Annotated in this window: 15 protein-coding genes; 6 read left to right on the plus strand and 9 right to left on the minus strand. The window is 72.4% G+C overall.

Annotated elements, in window-relative coordinates:
- Position 1: 1 nt before the first annotated feature.
- Genes ligA through ACZ6Y1_RS02390 form a run of 5 tightly spaced genes read right to left on the minus strand, consistent with a single transcriptional unit; the run spans position 2 to position 5,230 of the window.
- Entirely contained in the window at positions 2-1,312 is a 1,311-nt protein-coding gene (ligA, locus tag ACZ6Y1_RS02370; RefSeq protein WP_469621273.1) for a protocatechuate 4,5-dioxygenase subunit alpha, read from the minus strand.
- A gap of 25 nt (positions 1,313-1,337) precedes the next feature.
- Complete coding sequence (locus ACZ6Y1_RS02375) at positions 1,338-2,258, minus strand: amidohydrolase family protein (protein ID WP_469621276.1); 921 nt, start codon at positions 2,256-2,258, stop codon at positions 1,338-1,340.
- A 2-nt stretch (positions 2,259-2,260) separates the two neighbouring features.
- Positions 2,261-2,950: a 4-carboxy-4-hydroxy-2-oxoadipate aldolase/oxaloacetate decarboxylase gene (gene ligK, locus ACZ6Y1_RS02380; protein WP_469621279.1), complete on the minus strand. Its 690-nt coding sequence runs from the start codon at positions 2,948-2,950 to the stop codon at positions 2,261-2,263.
- Between the two features lie 17 nt (positions 2,951-2,967).
- Complete coding sequence (locus ACZ6Y1_RS02385) at positions 2,968-3,993, minus strand: amidohydrolase family protein (RefSeq protein ID WP_469621282.1); 1,026 nt, start codon at positions 3,991-3,993, stop codon at positions 2,968-2,970.
- Between the two features lie 25 nt (positions 3,994-4,018).
- The gene (locus tag ACZ6Y1_RS02390; RefSeq protein ID WP_469621286.1) at positions 4,019-5,230 is read right to left on the minus strand and encodes a 4-hydroxybenzoate 3-monooxygenase; all 1,212 of its coding nucleotides are present in this window, start codon (positions 5,228-5,230) and stop codon (positions 4,019-4,021) included.
- Between the two features lie 418 nt (positions 5,231-5,648).
- Between ACZ6Y1_RS02390 and ACZ6Y1_RS02395 the strand changes: the two genes are divergently transcribed.
- On the plus strand, positions 5,649-6,353 hold the full coding sequence (locus ACZ6Y1_RS02395; RefSeq protein ID WP_469621289.1) for a substrate-binding domain-containing protein: 705 nt from the start codon (positions 5,649-5,651) through the stop codon (positions 6,351-6,353).
- Between the two features lie 668 nt (positions 6,354-7,021).
- Here ACZ6Y1_RS02395 and ACZ6Y1_RS02400 read toward each other — a convergent pair.
- On the minus strand, positions 7,022-8,416 hold the full coding sequence (locus ACZ6Y1_RS02400; RefSeq protein ID WP_469621292.1) for an NAD(P)/FAD-dependent oxidoreductase: 1,395 nt from the start codon (positions 8,414-8,416) through the stop codon (positions 7,022-7,024).
- A 118-nt stretch (positions 8,417-8,534) separates the two neighbouring features.
- Positions 8,535-9,407: a PaaX family transcriptional regulator gene (locus ACZ6Y1_RS02405; RefSeq protein WP_469621296.1), complete on the minus strand. Its 873-nt coding sequence runs from the start codon at positions 9,405-9,407 to the stop codon at positions 8,535-8,537.
- A gap of 156 nt (positions 9,408-9,563) precedes the next feature.
- On the opposite strand from ACZ6Y1_RS02405, the gene ACZ6Y1_RS02410 reads away from it, so the two are divergent.
- From ACZ6Y1_RS02410 to ACZ6Y1_RS02425, 4 genes are read left to right on the plus strand one after another with little or no spacing between them, the layout of a single operon-like run.
- Complete coding sequence (locus ACZ6Y1_RS02410; RefSeq protein ID WP_469621299.1) at positions 9,564-10,475, plus strand: SDR family NAD(P)-dependent oxidoreductase; 912 nt, start codon at positions 9,564-9,566, stop codon at positions 10,473-10,475.
- A gap of 14 nt (positions 10,476-10,489) precedes the next feature.
- Positions 10,490-11,365 (plus strand): amidohydrolase family protein, encoded by an 876-nt coding sequence (locus ACZ6Y1_RS02415; protein WP_469621736.1) that lies wholly within the window; start codon positions 10,490-10,492, stop codon positions 11,363-11,365.
- 2 nt (positions 11,366-11,367) lie between these two features.
- Positions 11,368-12,888, plus strand: coding sequence for an acyl-CoA synthetase (locus ACZ6Y1_RS02420; RefSeq protein ID WP_469621302.1), 1,521 nt, complete (start codon positions 11,368-11,370; stop codon positions 12,886-12,888).
- A 42-nt stretch (positions 12,889-12,930) separates the two neighbouring features.
- On the plus strand, positions 12,931-13,386 hold the full coding sequence (locus ACZ6Y1_RS02425) for a MaoC family dehydratase (RefSeq protein ID WP_469621305.1): 456 nt from the start codon (positions 12,931-12,933) through the stop codon (positions 13,384-13,386).
- 65 nt (positions 13,387-13,451) lie between these two features.
- On the opposite strand, the gene ACZ6Y1_RS02430 is transcribed toward ACZ6Y1_RS02425, so the two are convergent.
- Entirely contained in the window at positions 13,452-14,165 is a 714-nt protein-coding gene (locus ACZ6Y1_RS02430) for a TetR/AcrR family transcriptional regulator (RefSeq protein WP_469621307.1), read from the minus strand.
- Positions 14,166-14,262: 97 nt separating this feature from the next.
- Between ACZ6Y1_RS02430 and ACZ6Y1_RS02435 the strand changes: the two genes are divergently transcribed.
- Positions 14,263-15,903: an amidohydrolase gene (locus tag ACZ6Y1_RS02435; protein WP_469621309.1), complete on the plus strand. Its 1,641-nt coding sequence runs from the start codon at positions 14,263-14,265 to the stop codon at positions 15,901-15,903.
- On the opposite strand, the gene ACZ6Y1_RS02440 is transcribed toward ACZ6Y1_RS02435, so the two are convergent.
- A complete protein-coding gene (locus ACZ6Y1_RS02440) occupies positions 15,870-17,000 on the minus strand; it encodes a LacI family DNA-binding transcriptional regulator (RefSeq protein ID WP_469621312.1) in 1,131 nt (376 codons plus the stop codon). The two genes, ACZ6Y1_RS02435 and ACZ6Y1_RS02440, sit on opposite strands and share 34 nt — an antisense overlap.
- Between the last annotated feature and the right edge of the window lie 66 nt (positions 17,001-17,066).

The following is a 17,066-nucleotide window of genomic DNA, read 5'->3' on the forward strand; positions in this document are numbered from 1 at the left end:
GTCACTTCGCTCCTTCGGCGGGCGCCTGGGCCCGCGGGTGGTTGTCGAGTATGAGGTGGCCGACGGCGGTGTTGGACGCCGGCACGTGGTAGAAGCGGTGCTTGACCTCGATGTCGCCCGACCCGTCGACGTCGCTCATCGCCCCGCGGGCGATCAGCCACATCACCAGTTCGATGCCCTCCGAACCCGCTTCCTCGACGTACTCCAGGTGCGGCACCCGGGACAGGCCGACCGGGTCGGCGACGAGCCTGTCGAGGAAGGCGTTGTCCCACTCCCGGTTGATGAGTCCGGCGCGCGGGCCCTGGAGTTGGTGGCTCATGCCGCCGGTGCCCCACACCTGCACCTTCAGCGGCCTGTCGTACGACTCGACGGCCTTGCGCAGGGCCCGGCCGAGTGCGAAGCAGCGGGCGCCCGAGGGCACGGGGTACTGGACCACGTTGACGTGGAACGGGATCACCTTGCACGGCCACTTCTCGACGTCCCCGAACATCAGGGACAGCGGGACGGTCAGCCCGTGGTCGACGGTCATCTCGTTGGCGAGGGTGAGGTCGAAGTCGTCCCTGATGAGCGAGTGGGCGATGTGTGCGGCCAGATCGGGGTCTCCCTCGACGCCCGGGACGGGGCGGGGCCCGTACCCTTCGTCGGCGACGGGGAAGACGGCGCCGGTGCCGAGCACGAAGGTCGGGACCATCGACTGGTCGAAGGCGCTGGCGTGGTCGTTGTAGACCAGGAAGATCACGTCGGGAAGGTTCTCCCGCTCCCATCCCCTGGAGTACTCGTATCCCGCGAAGACCGGCTGCCAGTACGGCTCGTCGGTCTTGTCGTGGTCCATCGCCGCGCCGATCGCCGGGACGTGCGAGGTGAAGACCGCGCCGGTGATCGTGGCGTGCTCGGGCGGTGGTGCCGGGTCGGCGTGCGCCGCTTCGAGGACGGCGTGGTCGATGCGGTTGCCGTCGACGGGGCGGCCGCCGCGGACCATCATGTCGCGGTACTCCCGCTCGGTCATGCCGGTCATCGAGCCCGCCATCTGCTGGAACGAGAGGCCCAGCGTCGCACCCCACTTGGCGAGGAAGTAGATGTTGCCGCCCTCGCGCATCGCGGCGTTGAGGTCGCGGTCGAGCAGCGCCCGCTTCTGCTCCTCCCGCAGCGGCCACGCGTCCAGGTAGGCGCGCTCGTCGGCGAGGTAGAGGGCGCGGTTCTCCGCCGTCATCAGCGACATGCAGAACTGGTTGAGGTGGTAGCCCTTGGCGGACTGCTCGGCGTCGAAGACCGTGGTCCCCGGCACCAGTTTGTAGGTCTTGTCCAGCGACATGCCGGAACTCCGATCGTGGTGCGGGTCAGTCCGCTTGGGGCCAGTACAGACGGGTCGGGTTGTCGACGAGGAGCTTCTGCCGGAGCTCGGGCGTCGGCGCGATGTGCGGGACGAAGTCGACGAGCAGGCCATCGTCGGGCATGTGGCCGGTGAGGTTCGGGTGCGGCCAGTCGGTGCCCCACAGCACCCGGTCGGGGAACTCCTCGACGACGCGCCGCGCGAACGGAACGACATCGCGGTAGGGGCGCCGTTCGCCGTCGAGGGCGGGCGGGCCGCTCACCGACAGCCGCTCCGGGCAGGTCACCTTGCACCAGATGTCCGGCCGGGCGCGCAGGAAGTCCAGGAAGGCCTCGAACTCCGGACCGTGCGGGTCCCGGGTGACGTCGGGCCGGCCCATGTGGTCGACGACCAGCGGTACGGGGATGGAGAGGAGGAAGTCGCGCAGGTCTGCGAGGTCGGCGGCCTCGAAATAGACGACGACGTGCCATCCGTAGGGCGCGATCCGTTCGACGACGTCCCACAGGTCCTGGCGCGGAGCGGCGTCGACGAGCCGTTTGACGAAGTTGAACCGCACGCCGCGGACGCCCGCCTCGTGGAGCTCGCGCAGCTCCGGCTCCGGGATCCCGGGCCGTACGGTGGCGACCCCCCGGGCCGTGCCTCCCGAGGCGCGCAGGGCGTCGACCATCGCGCTGTTGTCGGCGCCGTGGCAGGTCGCCTGCACCACGACGTTACGGGTGACGCCCAACCGGTCGCGCAGGGCGACGAGTTGGTGTCGGGAGGCGTCGCACGGGGTGTACTTCCGCTCGGGGGCGTAGGGGAACTCCGCCCCGGGCCCGAAGACGTGGCAGTGCGCGTCGACGGCGCCCTCGGGCAGCCGGAACCGGGGCCGGCTGGGATCGGCGTACCAGTCCAGCCAGCCGGGGGTCTTCTCGTGGCTCGTCGTCATCGTCAGTCCTCGTACCGCAGCCCGAGCTCGGCCAGTGGGCCTCGCATGGCGTACATGTCCAGGCCGAGCTCGCCCGCGCGGAAGCGGGCGCGCTTGCTCTCCTCGGCCGCTTCGCGCCGGGCCGCGGCCCCGGCGACCTCGGCGGCCCGCTCACGGGGCACCACCACGACGCCGTCGCGGTCCGCCACGACCACGTCCCCGGGCCTGACCAGGGCGTTGGCGCAGACGACCGGGACGTTGACCGAGCCGAGCGTGGCCTTGACCGTGCCCTTGGCGTTGACCGCCCGGGCGAAGACGGGGAAGTCCATCTCCTCCAGGTCGGCCGCGTCGCGTACGCCGCCGTCGATGACCAGGCCCCGGCAGCCCCGGGCGCGGAAGGAGGTGGCGAGCAGGTCGCCGAAGAACCCGTCCTCGCTCTCGGTGGTACACGCCGCGACGACGACGTCCCCCTCCCTGATCTGCTCGGCGGCGACGTGGAGCATCCAGTTGTCGCCGGGTTGCAGCAGGACGGTCACCGCGGTCCCGCACAGGCGGGCGCCGGGGTAGACGGGGTTCACGTAGGGGCGCATCAGGCCGGTGCGGCCCATGGCCTCGTGGAGGGTCGCGACCCCGAACGCCGACAGTGCGGCGACGTCCTCGGGATCCGCGCGGGTGATCGAGGTGTGGACGACACCGATCTCGGTGTGTTCCATGCGTTCTCCTCCGGGAGTCAGTGGCTGGTGGCGGCGAGGCGGGCGGCGAGCCGGGGGTACACGCGCAGGGCGTTGCCCGAGTAGACGTCGGCCCGTTCGTCGTCGGTGAGGTGCGCGGTGGCCTCGACGTACCGCTTCGTGTCGTCGAAGTGGTGACCGGTGCGCGGATCGATGTCGCGGACGGCGCCGATCATCTCGCTGGCGAAGAGGACGGAGCGGCTGGGGACGACCCGGGTGAGCAGGTCGATGCCGGGCTGGTGGTACACGCAGGTGTCGAAGAAGACGTTGTCCAGCAGGGACTCGGGGTCCGGCCGGCCCAGCGCCATCGCCAGGCCTCGGAACCGGCCCCAGTGGTAGGGGACCGCTCCCCCGCCGTGCGGGATGACGAACCGCAGCGACGGGAAGTCGGCGAACAGGTCGCCCTGGACCAGCTGCATGAACGCCGTGGTGTCCGCGTTGAGGTAGTGGGCGCCGGTGGTGTGGAAGGCCGGGTTGCACGACGTACTCACGTGGATCATCGCGGGGATGTCGTACTCGGTCATCGCCTCGTAGAGCGGGTACCAGCTCCGGTCGGTCAGTGGCGGCGCGGTCCACTTGCCGCCCGACGGATCGGGGTTGAGGTTGACCGACACCGCGCCGAGCTCCTCGACCGCGCGGCGCAGCTCGGGCAGGCAGGTCGCGGGGGCGGCGCCCGGCGACTGCGGCAGCATCGCGCCCATCGCGAAACGGTCGGGGTAGAGCGTGCTGACGCGGTGGATCAGATCGTTGCAGATCCTCGCCCACACCGAGGAGACCTCGAAGTCGCCGATGTGGTGGGCCATGAAGCTGGCGCGCGGGGAGAAGACCGTCAGGTCGATGCCGCGTTCGTCCATGAGGCGCAGCTGGTTGCTCTCGACGGCGTGACGCAGGTCGTCGTCGGTGATGACCAGGTCGTCCGGATCGGGGGCATGCCCGGCGGCGCCGACCGCGGCCACCTGCCGGTCACGCCACTGCGCCAGCTGCGGCGGCGCGGTGGTGAAGTGACCGTGACAGTCGATGATCATGGGTGTCTCCTGCTGGTCGTCGGGGTCAGCCCAGGGAGCCGGCGGGCCAGCCGGTGTACTGCTCGGCGAGATAGGCGCGCCCGGCGCGGGTGCCGACCACGTTGTCGAGCTCGCCGAGCTGGCGCCGCAGGTCGAACGGCGCGCCGCCGGGCGGGGTGTGGAGCAGTCGGGTCATCCAGTGGGAGAAGTTCTGCGCCCTCCAGACCCGCTGCAGGGCGCGCGGCTGGTAGTCGTCCAGCGCGGCCTCGCCCTCGGTTCCGAGGGCCCGCACCAGGACGTCGGCGAGCACCTTCACGTCGTGCAGCGCGAGGTTGAGCCCGCGGGCGCCGGTCGGCGGCACCGTGTGCGCGGCGTCGCCCGCGAGTGCCATCGAGCCCCAGCGCATGGGCTCCTGCACGAACGAACGGAACCGCAGCACCGTCTTCTCCAGGATCGGCCCCTCTTCGAGGCGGAAGCCGTCCTCCCCGGCCACCCGGGCCTGGAGCGTCTCCCAGATCCGATCGTCCGGCCAGGCGTCGGCGGGCTCGTCGGGGTCGCACTGGAAGTACATCCGCTGAACGGTCTCGGTGCGCTGGCTGATCAGCGCGAAGCCGTGCGCGGAGTGGGCGTAGACCAGCTCGGGCGCGCTCATCGGCGCTTCGGCCATGATGCCGAACCACGCGAAGGGGTACTCCTTGCCGTAGCGCACCCGCCGGTCCTCGGGGACCAGGTTGCGGCACATGCTGCGCGATCCGTCCGCGCCGACCACGTACCGCGCCCGGATCTCGTGCCGGGCCCCGTCGGGCGCGGTGTACCGGACCCGCGGAGCGCCGGTGGTGATGTCGAGGACCTCGGTGTCCCGGACGCCGAAGTGGACCGTGCCGCCGTCGCGTTCCCGTGCGTCGGCCAGGTCGGTGAACACGTCGGTCTGCGGGTAGAGCCACACCGACTGTCCGACCAGTTCCTTGAAGTCGATGCGGTGGGGCCGGCCGTCGAACCGGATCTCCACGCCTTCGTGCTCGTGGCCCTCGCGCAGGATCCGGTCGGACACTCCGGTCTCGACCAGGTCCCGGGCCGCGTCGGCCTCGAGGATGCCGGCCCGTTGCGTCGTCTCGATCTCGCGCCGGGTGCGGGTGTCGACCACGATCGTCCCGACCCCCGCGCGCCCGAGCAGGTGCGCCAGCATCAAGCCGGCCGGGCCGGCACCGACCACGGCGACTGGAACCGAGGCAACGGTGTCGACGGCGATGTCTGTCATGGCATCTCCTGAGCAACTGCGAACGTTCCGAACACCCCGAACGTTGGCAGCCGGAGCCCCAGCCGGTCGCCGGTGTTTCCGTCAGGCGGAAGCCTGATCGAATGTCATGTCCACCAGCTGCACCGGCCGGTGACCGGTGATACGTTCGGCGACGACGAGCTCCGTGCCCTCGTGCACCGCCGACCGGGCCTTCCAGGCATCCCGGGGCGACCTCCCGGAGCCGCAGGCCGATGTGCCAGGACCCGTCCTGCGCAGGCTCCGGCACTCCCCGGTCCGCCAGTTCCACGACCACCTGGTGCGTGGTGCGTGGTGCTGAGGGTTGTGCTCATGCGGGCGGTCGCGCAGACGGCCGCAGAGTCCGTCCGCCCGCGCCCCTCACCGGCCGCCCCGCACCTCCGCCCCACACCAAGGAAACGATGTGAACCAAGAGATCTCCGGGCTTTCCTCGATGGCGACACGGCCGGTTCTGGCCGAGCTTTCCGAACACATCCGGCTCATCCACGGGATCGGGGTGCGTTTCGAGGCCGCCGGTGGAGTGGAGACCGCGCGGCGGGTGCGCGAGGGCGCCGAAGCCGACCTGCTCGTGCTCGCCGAGGGGGCGCTGGCCGAACTGGACAGGGCGGGGCACCTGCTCGCGGACACGGCACGCCCGCTGTGGGTCTCCTCGGTCGTCGCCGCCGTCCCGCAGGGAATGCCGGTTCCGGCACTCGGCTCGGAATCCGACCTGCGGGCCGCACTTCTGTCCGCGAAGAACGTCGCCTATTCCACGGGCCCCAGCGGTACGTCCCTGGTCGGTCTGATCAGCAGGCTGGGTCTCGCCGACGCGCTCGGGGACCGGCTCGTCCAGGCACCCCCCGGGGTGCCCGCCGGCAGCCTCCTGTCGTCCGGCCAGGCCGATCTGGCCTTTCAACAGCACAGCGAACTGATGGACTTGCCGGGCGTTGTCGTCATCGGTCCCCTTCCGGGCGACACCGCCATCAGCTCGGTGTTCGGCGGGGGCGTACTGGCCACCTCCACCCGGCCGCGCCTCGCCCGCGAGGTCCTCGGCCTCCTCGGCTCCGACGCGGCGTCGGGGATCGCTCGCTCCAGGGGCATGCGGGCGCTCGGAGAACGGGCGGGGTAGCGGGTAGGACGGCACGACGACCGCCCCGGCCGTAATCTCCGGCCGGGGAGGGACTTGGCCGCGCTGCCGGGTCAGCGGCCGGGCACGTCGTTCTCCACGTAATGGCTGACCCTCCGCCGGGGGTCCGGTGCGGCCGTCCCGGAAGAGGGCCGCGGAGTCGGCGTCCGTGACGGTCCCGGCCCACGGGTCATCGGGCCGCTGCTCGCCGCGGTCCCAACCGGTCTTGGCCTTCAGCCCGCCACGCACGGCGAGTTCGACGTGTCCGCGGGGGTGGCACTCGGTCGATCGTCGCCGCAAGGGCCTTCGGAGAGTCAGACTCCGAAGGCCGCGCCCCTGGCAGGCGCGTTCTCGTTCCCGGCGGGGAGCGCCGTGCGGCGCTGGGCGGGAGGTCCCATCCGTTGACACCGCCGTGGCCCTGCCGGACAGGACCTGCCACGGGGCGATGACGACCGCATCCGCGCCGACCGCGCCCATCGCTCGGCGCAGTTCGTACAGGCCGAGCCCGTCGGGGTCGCTCTCTCTGGCCGCCTGCCTGGAGTCGCCATCGGAGATCAGGACACGCAGGCCGGCGAGGGGACGGCCGACCGGGGCGGATGTCCTGTGCCCGGTACGCCCGGCGGCGTCCGGTCAGGTCGCGCCGCCCGGCGTCGCGGGAGTGGGGCGGGACGTCAGCTGTCGAAGCCGAGGCCGAGGCGGTCCAGGGTGCGCAGCCAGAGGTTGCGGCGGCCCTGGTTGAGGTCGGCCCGGGCCATGGACCACTTGGTGATGCCGATGCCGACGGACCGGACCGGCTCCGGCGGGAACGGCAGGGGCTTGCGGCGGACCATCTGCAGCTCGGTGCGCTCGGTGCGCTCGCCCGCCAAAAGGTCGAGCATCACCTCGGCGCCGAAGCGGCTGGCGCCGACTCCGAGGCCGGTGAACCCGGCGGCGTAGGAGACCTTCCCGTGGTGACTGGTGTCGAAGAACACGCAGAAGCGGGTGCTCGTGTCGATGGCGCCGCCCCAGGAGTGGGTGAACCGCACCCCTTCCAACTGCGGGAACGTCGTGAAGAAGTGACCGGCGAGGGTCGCGAAGGTCTCGGGCCGCCGGTCGTGTTCGGCGCGGACGCGGCCGCCGTAGCGGTACACGGCGTCGTACCCGCCCCACAGGATGCGGTTGTCGGCGGAGAGGCGGACGTAGTGGAACTGGTTCGCGCTGTCCGCGAAGCCCTGGCGCCGCGTCCAGCCCACGGAGGCGAGCTGCGCCTCGGTCAGCGGCTCGGTCATCAGCGCGTAGTCGTACACGGGGACGGTGTACGGGCGGTGGCGCCGGACCAGGGAGGGGTAGGCGTTGGTGGCGAGCGCGACGCGCCGGGCGGTGATCCGGCCGTAGGGGGTGCGGACGCCGATCGCGGATCCGTGCTCGTCGAGCGAGGTGGCGGGGGTGTGCTCGTGGATCCGGACACCCAGGGCGAGGCACGCGCTCTTGAGCCCCCAGGCGAGCCGGGCCGGGTTGACCATGGCGACGTCGTCCTTGTTCCACAGGCCGCCGAGGAAGGTCGGGGAGTCGATCTCCGCCCGGACGGCCCCGCCGTCGAGCAGGACCGGCTTGCCGCCATGGCGGGCCGCGGCCTCGGCCTCCTCCGCGAGGCCGGCGAGCTGGTACGGCTCGGTGGCCACGACGATGGAGCCGGTGCGCTCCCAGTCGCAGTCGATCCCGTGGCGGTGGACGGCGTCCTCGATGGCCTGGAGGTTCTCCCGGCCGAGCCGTTCCAGGAGGCCGATCTCCCCGGGCCAGCGCTGGAGGCCGTTGTGCAGGCCGTGGGTGAGGCTGGACTCGCAGAATCCCCCGTTCCGGCCGGAGGCGGCGCCGCCGGCCTCGTCCGCCTCGACGAGGACCACGTCGGCGGAGGGGTCGCGCTCCTTGGCGAGGAGTGCGGTCCACAGGCCGGTGTAGCCGCCGCCGACGACGAGGAGATCGCAGGTGGTGGCGCCCACGAGGGCGGGGGCGGCGTGCGGACGGCGGGGGTCGTCGAGCCAGAACGGGCGGGGCTCGGCGTCCCTGAGCGAGGTGAGGTGGTCCATGGGGTTCCTTCGGGTCGCGGAGGCGCCCGAGCGCACGGACCCTCCGAGGTGCCGACCATGAGACCCTTCGGCCCACAACAAGGTCAATGGTGTTGACATAAGCCCCCCCCGGGGCGCTCTACGCCTCCGCGCCCGGCTCCCAGCGGTCGAGGATCTCCTCCGCGATCCGCCGCGCCCCCGGCTCGAAACGCGCGGACAGCTCACGGAACATCGCCTCCGCGCGTGCGGCGGGCCAGTGCTCGGGCAGGTGCTCCGCCGGCAGGTGGGGGTCGCGGCGCACCAGGTCGAGCCAGTCGGTGTGCAGCAGCAGGAGGCGGCCCAGGTCGTCGCGCGCCTCGGCGGGCGCGGTACCTTCACCCCAGCGGGCCAGGAAGGACCGGTAGCCCTCGGCGATCGCGTCGACGTCGAAGGCGGTACGGAGCAGGGGCCCGGCCTCGGTGGGCGCGGCGGCCTCCCCGTGGAAGGCCCTGATACGGTCCCCGAGCCCGAGTTCATCGGCGATGGGCGCCACGTCGATGCGTCCGGGGGCGACCCACAGTCCGCTCTGCAGCGGGCCGAAGCCCGCCCAGACCAGCCGGGAGCGCAGGTCGTGCCGTTCGCGGCGCCAGGACTCGGGCAGGGAGAAGCCGACCAGGGTCCAGGTGCCGTCCCAGGCCCGGTTGACGGCGCCCGTCCGCTGGACGCGCTCCTCCCCGTCGGCGAGCACCTCGGCGGCACGGGCCGTGAGCGAGAAGTACATCCGGCGACCGCGCCGGTGCCGTTCGAGCAGGCCCCGGCCGACCATCCGCGTCAGGGTCGAGCGCACGGCGTCCTCACCCACCTCCACGCGGGCGAAGGCGTCGATCACGCTCGCCGAGGACAGGGCGGTGCCGGTGCCGAGGACGTGGATGCCGAAGAAGGTCAGCATCAGGGACTGGGGGCGGGCCGGGGCGCCGGGGGCGCCCGCGTCGGGCTCGGCTTCCGGCTGGCGCTTCGGATCGGGAGGGGTCACGGGGGACAGCGTAGGCGCGGGACCTGCCCCTCGGCACTTATGTTCGGCAGTTCATTGACCGCAGACAAAATTATGCCTAGCTTTGGCGCCGCCGGTGCGTGCCCAGGCCGCGGCTCCCCGCGTCCCGCACCCGGCTCACGGGAAGGACCCCCTCTCATGACCCACTTGGATCTCTCCGGCAAGGTGGCCGTCGTCACCGGCAGCGGCCGCGGCCTCGGCCTCGCCTACGCCCGCTCGCTCGCCGCCGCCGGCGCGGCCGTGGTGATCAACGACGTGGACGCCGACGCGGCCTACGCGGCCGTGAAGCAGATCACCGGGGCCGGCGGCCGCGCCGTCGCCGAGGTGGTGCCGGTCGGCTCCACGGAGGCCGCCGAGGCCCTGGTCGCCCGCGCGGTCGACAGCTACGGCCGGCTCGACGCCATGGTCACCAACGCCGGAGTCCTGCGGGACCGGGTGCTGTGGAAGATGACGGACGACGACTTCGACACCGTCGTCCAGGTGCACCTGCGCGGCACCTTCACCTGCGTCCGCGCCGCCGTCGAGCGGATGCGGGCCCAGGGCGAGGGCGGACGGATCGTGGTCGCCGGCTCCCCCGCCGGCCAGCGGGGCAACTTCGGCCAGACCAACTACGCCGCCGCGAAGGCAGGTATCGCCGCGATGGTGCGCACCTGGGCCATGGAGCTGGGCAGGGCCGGGATCACCGCGAACGCCGTCATCCCGGTCGCGGCGACCGCGATGACGCAGACCATCCCCGCTTTCGCCCCGCACGTCGAGGCGCTGGAGCAGGAGGGCACCGCCTTCCCCGACAGCCTCCGCAAGGGCGAGGGCTTCGGCACGCCCGAGGACGTCGCCGGGCTGATGTCCTTCCTCGCCTCGGACGCCTCCGCCGGGATCACCGGCCAGTGCATCGGCATCGGCGGCGACAAGCTCGCCCTGTGGTCGCACCCGCAGGAAGTGTCGGTCGCGTACGCCGACGGCGGCTGGAGCGCCGAAGCCATCGCGGCGGCCTGGCCGCTGACGGTGGGCCGTATCCCCCAGACCTTCGGCATCCCCGCCCCGCAGCTGTGAGGAGCACGACCGTGCTGAACCCCGACGAGCTCGTCGCCATCGACGTCCACACCCACGCGGAGGTCTCCTCGAAGGGCGGCGCCTCGCTCTCCGCCGAGCTCGACCAGGCCGCCGGCGCCTACTTCAAGGCCGAGCACCGCCACCCCACGCTGCCGGAGATCGCCGCGTACTACCGCGAACGCCGGATGGCGTGCGTGGTGTTCACCGTCGACGCGGAGTCGGCCACCGGCACCCCGCCGGTGCCGAACGAGGAGATCGCCGAGGCCGCCCTGGCCAACCCCGACGTGATCATCCCGTTCGCCGGGGTCGATCCGTACAAGGGCAAGGCAGCGGTCCGTCAGATCCGTTATCTCGTCGAGGAGTTCGGAGTACGCGGCTTCAAGTTCCACCCGAACATCCAGGCCTTCCACCCCAACGACCGGATGGCGTACCCGCTGTACGAGGCGATCGAGGAGGCCGGCGCCGTCGCGGTCTTCCACACCGGGCAGACCGGCATCGGCGCGGGCGCTCCCGGCGGCGGGGGCGTCCGGCTGAAGTACTCCAACCCCATGGACGTGGACGACATCGCAGCGGACTTCCCCGGCATGCGGATCATCCTCGCCCATCCGTCCTTCCCCTGGCAGGACGAGGCGCTCGCGGTGGCCACGCACAAGCCGCAGGTGTACATCGACCTCTCCGGGTGGTCCCCCAAGTACTTCCCGCCGCGCCTGGTCCAGTACGCCAACACCCTGCTGAAGGACAAGGTGCTCTTCGGCTCCGACTATCCGCTGCTCTCGCCCGACCGCTGGCTGGCCGACTTCGCCGAGCTCCCGATCAAGGACGAGGTCCGTCCGAAGATCCTCAAGGAGAACGCGGCGGCACTGCTCGGTCTCACCCGGACCGAGGGCTGACCGTGCGCAATCAGGGCATCGGCTCCTGGGCCGCCCGCCGCAGCCGGAAGACTCCCCGGCGCACCGCCCTCCTGTACGAGGGCCGCGCGGTCCGCTACGCCGAGCTCCACGACCGCTCGACCCGTCTCGCCCACGCCCTGCGCGACGCCGGAGTGGGGCGCGGGGACCGGGTCGCCTACCTCGGCCCCAACCATCCCGCCTATCTGGAGACGCTGTTCGCCACCGGACTGCTCGGTGCGGTCTTCGTTCCGCTCAACACCCGCCTCGCCGTGCCCGAGCTGCTGCACCAGCTGGACGACTCGGGCAGCCGGGTGCTGGTCCACGCCAGGACACCGGAGGAGCGGGTCGCCGAACTCGTGGCGGGTGCGGGGATCTCCACGCTCCTCGCCGTCGAGTCCGGACCGGGGCTGCCCTACGAGGAACTGCTCGCGACCGCGGCCGCGGAGCCGGTCGACGAGGAGGTGGGGCACGACGACGTATGCCTCATCATGTACACCTCGGGCACCACCGGCCGGTCCAAGGGCGCCGTCCTCACCCACGGCAACCTCGTCTGGAACAGCCTCAACGTGCTGGTCGACACCGACTTCGCCGGCGACGAGGTGGCCCTGGTCTCCGCGCCGCTGTTCCACACCGGCGCTCTGAACATGAGCTGTCTGCCCACCCTGCTGAAGGGGGGCACGGTCGTCCTGGAGCCCTCCTTCGACGCGGAGCGCAGCCTGCGGCTCATCCAGGAACACCGGGTGACCTGCATGTTCGGGGTGCCGACGATGTACGACGCGATCGCCGCCGCGCGCGGCTGGGCCGACGCGGACCTCTCCAGCCTGCGCACCCTGCTGTGCGGCGGCGCCCCGGTGCCGGGCCGCACGGCGCGCGCCTATCTGGACCGGGGCCTGGCCTTCGTCCAGGGGTACGGCATGACGGAGACCGCGCCGGGAGCCCTGGTCCTCGACCGGACCGACTCGCTGACGCACGCCGGTTCGGCCGGCGTGCCGCACTTCTTCACCGACGTACGGGTCCTTCGGCCGTCGGGCGAGGAGACCGCGCCCGGCGAGGAGGGCGAGGTGGTGGTCGCCGGGCCGAACGTCACTCCCGGCTACTGGAACCTGCCGGAGGCGACGGAGGCGGCGTTCCTCGACGGGGGCCGGTTCCGCTCCGGCGACGTGGCCACGGTCGACGCCGACGGCTACGTACGGCTCGTGGGCCGCCTGAAGGACATGATCATCTCGGGCGGGGAGAACGTCTACCCGGCCGAGATCGAGGACGCCCTGCTCGAACACCCCGAGGTGGCCGAGGCCGCCGTCATCGGCGTGCCCGACGCCAGGTGGGGCGAGGTCGGGCGGGCCGTCGTCGTACTGCGCACGGGATCCGCCCTCACCCCCGCGGAGCTGATCGCCCATCTGGAGGGCCGGCTCGCCCGCTACAAGATCCCCCGGAGCGTCGTCCTGGCTCCCGGACTCCCCCGCAACGCCACCGGAAAGCTGCTCAAGGACCCGATCCGGGCGCGCTACGGCACCGCCGGCTGAAACCGGTCCACCCCCATCACACTCCAGTCAAGGAGCACCACCATGTCCGTCACCGTCAACGGGATCGACGAGATCCGCAACCAGGCCGGAGCCGACCTCGGGCACAGCTCCTGGGTCGAGATCGCCCAGCCGCGGGTCGACACCTTCGCCGACGCCACCGACGACCACCAGTGGATCCATGTCGATCCGGAGCGCGCGGCCGCGGGTCCGTTCGGCGGCACCATCGCCCACGGCTACCTGACGCTCTCCCTGCTCATCCCGATGTGGAGCGAGCTGCTCGATGTCCAGGGCGTGTCGATGAAGGTCAACTACGGTCTGAACAAGGTGCGTTTCCCCGCTCCCGTGCGCGTCGGCTCGAAGATCCGCACACATGGCCGGGTGGCGTCCGTCGAGGACGTCAGGGGCGGCGTCGAGGTCGTCGCGGACCTGACCGTGGAGATCGACGGCAGCGACAAGCCGGCGTGCGTCGCCCAGGCGGTGTACCGCTTCTACGCCTGACGTACCGGAACCATCAGGGGGCGGCCGCGTGAAGCGGCCGTCCCCCGGCCCGCGTTGGGCGTGCGTCAGCCGCCGTCTCCCGCAGCCGGGTGGAGCGCCGCCACCGCGCCGAGCATCAGCTCCAGGGCGAAGGGGTATCCGCTGTCCCTCATGTCGGCGGCGAGCAGCGGGAAGGTCGCCGCGATGTTGGGGTGGGTCTGGGGCGAGAGCCTGCCGTACACCTCGTGCCAGACCTCCTCGTCCGACGCCCGGGCCGCATCCGGCAGGGCGCGTGCGGCGGCGTCCTGCGCGGCGAAGGCCAGCGCCTGGTCGACGAAGGCGTGGTAGATCCGCACGGCGAGGGCGTCCGGGAAACCCGCGGAGCGCAGGGTGCCGAGGATCGTCTCGACGGCCCGGGTCTCGTGGTGCCGCCCCGTCGTGCGGTGCGCCGTGAGGAGCGCCGCCTGGGGGTTGGACTGGTACTGGGCGTGGATGCGCAGCCCGATGGTGCGCAGGTCGGTACGCCAGTCGCCGGTGGCCGTCCAGCCCTCCTGCGCGCGGCCGATCAGCTCGTCGGAGAGGGCGAGGAGCAGGGCGTCGGTGTTGCGGAAGTAGCGGTAGAGGGCGCTGGGGTCCGCGCCGAGCGCCGCGCCGAGCCTGCGCGCCGAGAGCGCCGCCGCGCCGTGCTGCGCGACCAGGCGCAGGGCGGTGTCGATGATCAGCCGTTCCGAGAGCACGGCGCCCTGCTTGGTCGGCCGGCGGCGCCGGCGGCTGACTTCTGGAACCACTCGTTCGGACATGACCGGACCTTACGTCAACACCATTGACGTGTAAACGGTCGGCCCGCTTGCATGTCCCCGTTCCCCCCAACCGTCGCCTCTTGCACTGGAGCTCCGTATGGCCAAGGCCGATCTGGTCTTCACCCGCGGCCCCGTCTTCACCGTCGATCCGGCCCGTACCCGGGCGACCTCGCTCGCCGTCGTCGGCGACCGGATCGCGGCCGTCGGCCACGACGAGGTGCGGGAGCTGATCGGCCCCCGCACCGAGGTCGTCGACCTGACCGGGAAACTGCTGATCCCGGGGTTCCAGGACTCCCACATCCACGCCGTCTACGGCGGTACCGAGCTGGCCGAGTGCGATCTGACCGGTACGGTCGGCGTCGAGGAGTACCTGACCCGCATCCGCGCGTACGCCGACGCCCACCCGGACCACGCCTGGATCACCGGCGGCGGCTGGTCGATGGAGAGCTTCGACGGCGGGCTGCCCACCCGGCAGCTGCTCGACTCCGTGATTCCGGACCGGCCGGTGTTCCTCGTCAACCGGGACCACCACGGCGCCTGGGCCAACACGCGGGCCCTCGAACTCGCCGGGATCACGGCCGACACCCCCGATCCGGCCGACGGCCGCATCGAGCGGGAGCCGGACGGCCGCCCCAGTGGGGTGCTCCAGGAGGGAGCCACCGCACTGGTCTCCCGTCTCGTGCCCGCGGGCAGCCCCGCCGACCGGCTGGCCGGCCTGCTGCGGGCCCAGGAACTGCTGCACTCGCTCGGCATCACCGGCTGGCAGGACGCGCTGCTCGGCGTGTTCGGCGGCAAGCCCGATCCCTCGGACGCCTACGTCAGCGCCGCCCGGGACGGCTCGCTCACCGCCCGCGTGACCGGCGCGCTCTGGTGGGACCGGGACCGCGGCTCCGAGCAGATCGGGGAACTGGTCGCGCTGCGGGAGAAGCTCAGCCACGGCCGCTTCCGGGCCGGCTCCGTGAAGATCATGCAGGACGGCATCGCCGAGAACTTCACGGCCGCCATGACCTCCCCGTACCTCGACGGGTGCGGTTGTGCGACGGCCAACACCGGCCTCAGCTTCGTCGATCCCGTGGCGCTGCGCGGGTACGCGACCGAACTCGACGCGCTCGGCTTCCAGATCCACTTCCACGCCCTGGGCGACCGGGCCGTCCGCGAGGCCCTCGACGCCCTCGAAGCCGCCGTGGCCGCCAACGGCCCCCGCGGCAACCGCCACCACCTCGCACATCTCCAGGTCGTCCACCCCGAGGACCTGGCCCGCTTCGCGCGACTCGGCGCCATCGCCAACATCCAGCCGCTCTGGGCCGCGCACGAACCGCAGATGGACGCGCTGACCATCCCCTTCCTCGGCCCCGAGCGCGCCGCCTGGCAGTACCCCTTCGGCGATCTGCTGCGAGCCGGCGCCACCCTGGCGGCCGGCAGCGACTGGCCCGTCAGCAGCCCCGACCCCCTCGCGGGCATCCACGTGGCCGTCAACCGCAGGGACCCCGACGCCGACGCCGGTGACGACCGGGTCTTCCTGCCCGAACAGCGCCTCGACCTCGCGACCGCGCTGGCCGCCTACACGGCCGGCTCCGCCCATGTGAACGGCCTCGACGACGCGGGCAGCCTGCGCCCCGGCCATCTCGCCGACCTGGTCGTCCTGGATCGCGACATCTTCGCCGCGCCCCCGGAGGAGATCGCCGAGGCCAGGGTCGAGCGGACCTACGTCGGTGGCAGGCTCGTCCACTCCGCCTGAGGAGGACGCGCCTCCTCAGGCGGCCGTACCGCCCCGGGGTGCCGCACCGACGACGCCCGCACGTCGAGCCGGGTCTCCACGAGCACCCCGGCCGCCTCCCGGCGGCCGTCCTCCAGGACCGCCACGAGCAGTTCGATGCCGGCCACCGCGACCTCCTCGGGCCGCAGGCTCAGCGTCGTCACCGGCGGCTCGGTGTGCGCAGCGGTCACGTCCTCGCTCACGCAGACCAGGAGCAGGTCGCCGGGAACCCCGTAGCCCTGGCGGCGCGCCGCCTCCAGGACGAGGGGCGGGCTCGCCTCGGCCACGACGAAGAGGGCGTCGGGGCGCACCCGGTCCGGCCCCTCCGGGTCACCGGCCAGGGCGGTCTCGACCGCTCGTACGACCGGTCCGTTGCCCGGCTCCCGGGCGTACGCGACCCGCTCCGCCACGCCGTGCGCGGTGCACCAGTCGCGGTAGGCGGCGAGCACCTCCGTGTGGAACCGGGTCGTGCTGTCGGGCAGCACCATCGCGGGCCGCCGGGCCCCCTGCTCCAGGAGGTGGTCCAGGGTGCCGCACACGGCCGGTCCGGCCTCGACGTCCACCCAGTACGCGCCCGGCCGCCCCTCTGCGGAGCGGTCGGTGAACACCGGGATCCGAGCGGCGAGCAGGTCGTCGACGACCCGGTCGTCGGTGACGGGGTCGGCCACGACCACGGCGTCGAGCGGCAGGCCGGCCCACTCGCTCTGCAGGGAGCCGGCGGGCAGCAGCACCACGGCGTAGCCGCGCTTCAGCGCGGTCGCGGCCGTGGCTCCGGTGAGTCTGGCGAAGTAGGGCGATTCCAGGAAGGACCAAGGCGTCTCGGCGAGCTCCCCGACCATGTACCCGATCAGCCGGGCCCGCCCCGTGCGCAGCTGGCGCGCGGTGGCGTTGGGCCGGTAGCCCATGACGCGCGCGGTCTCGCGCGCCTTCTCCCGTACCTCGGGGGAGAGCCGTCCGGTGCCGTTGAGGGCGGCCGAGACGGTCGTCTTGGACAGTCCCGCCTCACGGGCCACGTCGATCAGCCGGACCCGCGGGGCGGGCCGCGGGGCGGCCCCGCCGTGCCCTGAAACATCGGTCATGGGGACGATGCTGCCACCCCCGTGACCTCTGCAAAACCGTTCCCGCAAAGTCTTGTGCGGGAACGT

Source organism: Streptomyces sp. NPDC053432, assembly GCF_055585365.1.

What these genes read in the sequence shown, in the direction of transcription:
- ligA (WP_469621273.1), bottom strand. Translation starts at nt 1,312, where the DNA reads ATGTCGCTGGACAAGACCTACAAACTGGTGCCGGGGACCACGGTCTTC.
- ACZ6Y1_RS02375 (WP_469621276.1), bottom strand. Translation starts at nt 2,258, where the DNA reads ATGACGACGAGCCACGAGAAGACCCCCGGCTGGCTGGACTGGTACGCC.
- ligK (WP_469621279.1), bottom strand. Translation starts at nt 2,950, where the DNA reads ATGGAACACACCGAGATCGGTGTCGTCCACACCTCGATCACCCGCGCG.
- ACZ6Y1_RS02385 (WP_469621282.1), bottom strand. Translation starts at nt 3,993, where the DNA reads ATGATCATCGACTGTCACGGTCACTTCACCACCGCGCCGCCGCAGCTG.
- ACZ6Y1_RS02390 (WP_469621286.1), bottom strand. Translation starts at nt 5,230, where the DNA reads ATGACAGACATCGCCGTCGACACCGTTGCCTCGGTTCCAGTCGCCGTG.
- ACZ6Y1_RS02400 (WP_469621292.1), bottom strand. Translation starts at nt 8,416, where the DNA reads ATGGACCACCTCACCTCGCTCAGGGACGCCGAGCCCCGCCCGTTCTGG.
- ACZ6Y1_RS02410 (WP_469621299.1), top strand. Translation starts at nt 9,564, where the DNA reads ATGACCCACTTGGATCTCTCCGGCAAGGTGGCCGTCGTCACCGGCAGC.
- ACZ6Y1_RS02425 (WP_469621305.1), top strand. Translation starts at nt 12,931, where the DNA reads ATGTCCGTCACCGTCAACGGGATCGACGAGATCCGCAACCAGGCCGGA.
- ACZ6Y1_RS02430 (WP_469621307.1), bottom strand. Translation starts at nt 14,165, where the DNA reads ATGTCCGAACGAGTGGTTCCAGAAGTCAGCCGCCGGCGCCGCCGGCCG.
- ACZ6Y1_RS02435 (WP_469621309.1), top strand. Translation starts at nt 14,263, where the DNA reads ATGGCCAAGGCCGATCTGGTCTTCACCCGCGGCCCCGTCTTCACCGTC.
- ACZ6Y1_RS02440 (WP_469621312.1), bottom strand. Translation starts at nt 17,000, where the DNA reads ATGACCGATGTTTCAGGGCACGGCGGGGCCGCCCCGCGGCCCGCCCCG.